This is a genomic window from Herbidospora solisilvae, assembly GCF_009901565.1.
GTDB lineage: Bacteria > Actinomycetota > Actinomycetes > Streptosporangiales > Streptosporangiaceae > Herbidospora > Herbidospora solisilvae.
Genome location: NZ_WXEW01000022.1, coordinates 1 through 3,911 on the forward strand (window position 1 = coordinate 1; position 3,911 = coordinate 3,911).

Genomic DNA, 3,911 nt, shown 5'->3' on the forward strand with positions numbered 1-3,911 from the left:
CGACCTGGACCAACGACATCAGCCACGGTGAGCTCCTGCGCACCAGCGCCGACCAGACCATGACGGTCGACCCGTGCAACCTGCAGCTGCTCTACCAGGGCCGCAGCCCCAGCTCCAACGGCGTCGACTACGGCCTGCTGCCCTACCGGCCGGGCCTGCTGACCCTCCAGCGCTGACGACGTGACCACGGTGGGCCCGGCGCACGGCCGGGCCCACCGTCCTAACGTGGAAAGGAGCACCATGAGAGCCCGGCTGGCCTGGATCACGGGCCTGCTCTGCCTGACGGCCCTGCTACCCGCCACGTCGGCCAGGGCCGACAACCCGATCGTGCAGACGATCTACACCGCCGACCCCGCGCCGCTCGTCCACAACGGCCGCGTCTACCTCTACACCGGCCACGACGAGGACGGCTCGACCTACTTCACGATGCGCGACTGGCGCGTCTACTCCTCCTCGGACATGGCGAACTGGACCGACCACGGTTCGCCGATGAGCCTGGCCACCTTCTCCTGGGCCGACGCCAACGCCTGGGCCGGCCACGTGGCCTATCGCAACAACAAGTTCTACTGGTACGTCCCGGTCCGCCAGCGCTCCACCGGGCGCATGGTCATCGGCGTGGGCGTCTCGAACAGTCCCACCGGGCCCTTCACCGACGCGCTGGGCCGTCCGCTGGTCGACAACAACGAGATCGACCCCAACGTCATCATCGACGACGACGGCCAGGCCTACCTGTACTGGGGCAACCCCCGGCTGGCCTACGTCCGGCTGAACAGCGACATGATCTCCTACTCCGGCGGGATCAACTACGTCTCGCTGACCGCCGCCGGGTTCGGCGCGCGCAGCGGCAACGCCCAGCGGCCGACCCTCTACGAGGAGGGGCCCTGGGTCTACAAGCGGAACGGCCTCTACTACAACGTGTTCGCGGCCGAGTGTTGCTCGGAGTTCATCGCGTACTCGACGGCTCCGAGTGCCACCGGGCCGTGGACGTACCGGGGAACGGTCATGCCGCGGCAGGGGGCGAGCTTCACCAACCACGCCGGGGTCGTCGACTTCGCGGGCGGGTCGTACTTCTTCTACCACAACGGCGCGCTGCCGGGCGGCAGCGGTTACACCAGGTCGGTGGCGGTGGAGAAGTTCACCTACAACGGCGACGGCACCATCCCGACCATCAACATGACCACCGCCGGGCCTCCCCAGGTGGGCACCCTCAACCCCTACGTGCGCCAGGAGGCCGAGACGATCGCCTGGTCGTCGGGTGTGGAGACGGAGGTCTCCTCCGAGGGCGGGATGAACGTCGGGTTCATCGAGAACGGCGACTACATCAAGGTCAAGGGTGTGGCCTTCGGCACCGGGGCGTCCTCCTTCACCGCCCGGGTCGCCTCGGGCACCAGCGGCGGCCGGATCGAGGTCCGGCTCGGCTCCGCCACCGGCACGCTCGTGGGCACCTGCAACGTCGCCGGGACCGGCGGCTGGCAGAACTGGAGCACGGTCACCTGCCCCATCTCGGGCGCGACCGGCACGCGTGACCTCTACCTGCGCTTCGCCGGCAACAGCGGCTACCTGTTCAACCTCAACTGGTGGCAGTTCACCGGCGGAGGCGGCAGCGGCGGCAACTTGCTGATCAACGGCGCCATGGAAGACGGCACCACGGGCTGGACCTCCTCCGGCGGTTCTCTCTCCTCCGCGACCAACGTGGCCCACGCCGGCAGCCGGTCGCTGCTCAACTCCGGGCGTACCGCCTCCTGGCAGGGCCCGCACCAGAACGTGACCGCGCAGCTCACCAACGGCAAGAGCTACACCACCAGCGTCTGGGTGCGCTCGCAGAGCGGGACCCCGAGCGGGAAGGCGACGCTGACGCTCACCGCCAACGGCACGACGAGCTACCTCCAGCTCACCCCCGCCCAGACGGTCAACGCCAACGGCTGGACCCAGCTCACCGGCACCGCGACCGTCTCGTGGACCGGCACGCTGACCAACGCCTCCTTCTATGTCGAGACGGCCGCCGGCACCGACGGCCTCTACGTCGACGACGCCTCCTTCCAGTGACAGGAGCTCCCATGAGCAGGAAAACCACCCGCGCGCTGCTGGCACTGACGGTCGTGGCCGTGGCGCTGACCCCCGTGAGCCAGGCGCAGGCGTTGAACAACGGAGTAGGCCGCACCCCGCCGATGGGGTGGAACACCTGGAACACCTTCGGGTGCAACATCAACGAGACGCTGATCAAGCAGACCACCGACGCGATGGTGGCCAACGGCATGCGCGACCTCGGTTATCAGTACGTCGTCGTGGACGACTGCTGGATGGACCCCAACCGCGACTCCGCCGGGAACCTCCAGCCCAACCTGTCGCGCTTCCCCAGCGGCATGAAGGCGCTGGGTGACTACATCCACGCCCGGGGCATGAAGTTCGGCATCTACCAGGCGCCGCTCGACAAGACCTGCGCGCAGTACTTCAACTCCTACCCGGGCGCGACCGGCGCCCTGAACCACGAGGTCCAGGACGCCCGCCAGTTCGCCGCCTGGGGCGTCGACTACCTCAAGTACGACTGGTGCTCCCCCACCGGCACCATGGACGACCAGGTCAGGGCCTTCGCCAAGATGCGCGACGCGCTCGCCGCCACCGGCCGCCCGATCCTGTACAGCATCAACCCGAACAGCATCCACGACAAGACGGGGCCGCGCCGCAACTGGGGCGACGTCGCCAACATCTGGCGCACCACCGAGGACATCACCAACACCTGGAACTCGGGCCAGACCAACGGCTACCCGATGGGCATCCAGAACATCGTCAACGTGAACGCGCCGCTGTCGGGCTACGCCGCGCCCGGCTCGTTCAACGACCCCGACATGATGGTGGTCGGCCGGGGCGGGATGACCGACACCGAGATGCGCAGCCACTTCGCCCTGTGGGCGATCATGGCCGCGCCGCTGATCGCGGGCAACGACGTCCGGAACATGGACAACGCCACCTCCACGATCATGAAGAACGCGAACCTGATCGCCATCAACCAGGACACCCTGGGCCTGCAGGCGCTCCAGATCAGCAACGACGGCACCCGCCGCATCCTGGCCAAGCGCCTCAGCAACGGCGACGTCGCGGTGGCCCTGTTCAACCAGGGCGGCAGCACCACCACGATCAGCACCAGCGCCGCCGCCATCGGCCTGTCGGGCACCTCGTTCAACCTGCGCGACGCCTGGACCAACGCGGTCACGAGCACGTCGGGCACCATCTCGGCCAGCGTGCCCGCCCACGGCACGGTCGTCTACCGCGTCAGCGGCGGCACGCCCACCTCGCCGTCGCCCTCGCCGACGCCCACGGCCTCGACCAGCCCGCTGCGGGGCGTGGCCTCGAACCGGTGCGTGGACGTCACCGGCGCCTCCCAGAACAACGGCACCGCCGTGGTGCTCTGGGACTGCAACGGCCAGAGCAACCAGCAGTGGACCTCCACCGCCGCCGGTGAGCTGCGCGTCTACGGCAACAAGTGCCTCGACGTGAACAACAACGGCACCGCTGACGGCACCGGCGTCCTCATCTGGGACTGCAACGGCCAGAACAATCAGAAGTGGCGCTTCAACGGCGACGGCAGCATCACCGCCATCGGCGCGAACAAGTGCCTGGACGTGTCCGGCGCCTCCACCGCCAACAACGCCCGGATCCAGATCTGGACCTGCACCGGCGCCTCGAACCAGCGCTGGACCAGGGGGTAGGAGGAATGTCCGACATCTCCCGCAGGCAGGTGCTGCGCTTCGGCGCCGCGGGCGCCGGAGCGGCGATCCTGCCTCTCCAGTGGACGGCGGTCGCCAGGGCGGCCGCCGCGCCGCCGGCCGAGGCCGGTGACCTGGCCCTGTGGTACGACGAGAGCGCCGGCACCGACTGGCTGCGCGCGTTGCCGATCGGCAACGGCCGATTGG

At 68.9% G+C, this 3,911-nt stretch carries 4 protein-coding genes; all 4 read left to right on the top strand.

Annotated features, from left to right (window positions below; all coding sequences use genetic code 11):
• The coding region (locus GT755_RS38280; protein ID WP_268903660.1) for a non-reducing end alpha-L-arabinofuranosidase family hydrolase at positions 1–176 on the top strand (176 nt) is incomplete at its 5' end.
• 64 nt (positions 177–240) lie between these two features.
• On the top strand, positions 241–2,046 hold the full coding sequence (locus GT755_RS38285; RefSeq protein ID WP_161484442.1) for a family 43 glycosylhydrolase: 1,806 nt from the start codon (positions 241–243) through the stop codon (positions 2,044–2,046).
• Positions 2,047–2,057: 11 nt separating this feature from the next.
• The gene (locus GT755_RS38290; protein ID WP_161484443.1) at positions 2,058–3,707 is read left to right on the top strand and encodes a glycoside hydrolase family 27 protein; all 1,650 of its coding nucleotides are present in this window, start codon (positions 2,058–2,060) and stop codon (positions 3,705–3,707) included.
• 5 nt (positions 3,708–3,712) lie between these two features.
• Positions 3,713–3,911, top strand: a 199-nt coding sequence (locus tag GT755_RS38295) for a twin-arginine translocation signal domain-containing protein (protein ID WP_161484444.1), incomplete at its 3' end; no start/stop codon positions are given.

Excerpts from the sequence above, each read along its gene's own strand:
- GT755_RS38285 (WP_161484442.1), top strand. The coding sequence starts at position 241 with ATGAGAGCCCGGCTGGCCTGGATCACGGGCCTGCTCTGCCTGACGGCC.
- GT755_RS38290 (WP_161484443.1), top strand. The coding sequence starts at position 2,058 with ATGAGCAGGAAAACCACCCGCGCGCTGCTGGCACTGACGGTCGTGGCC.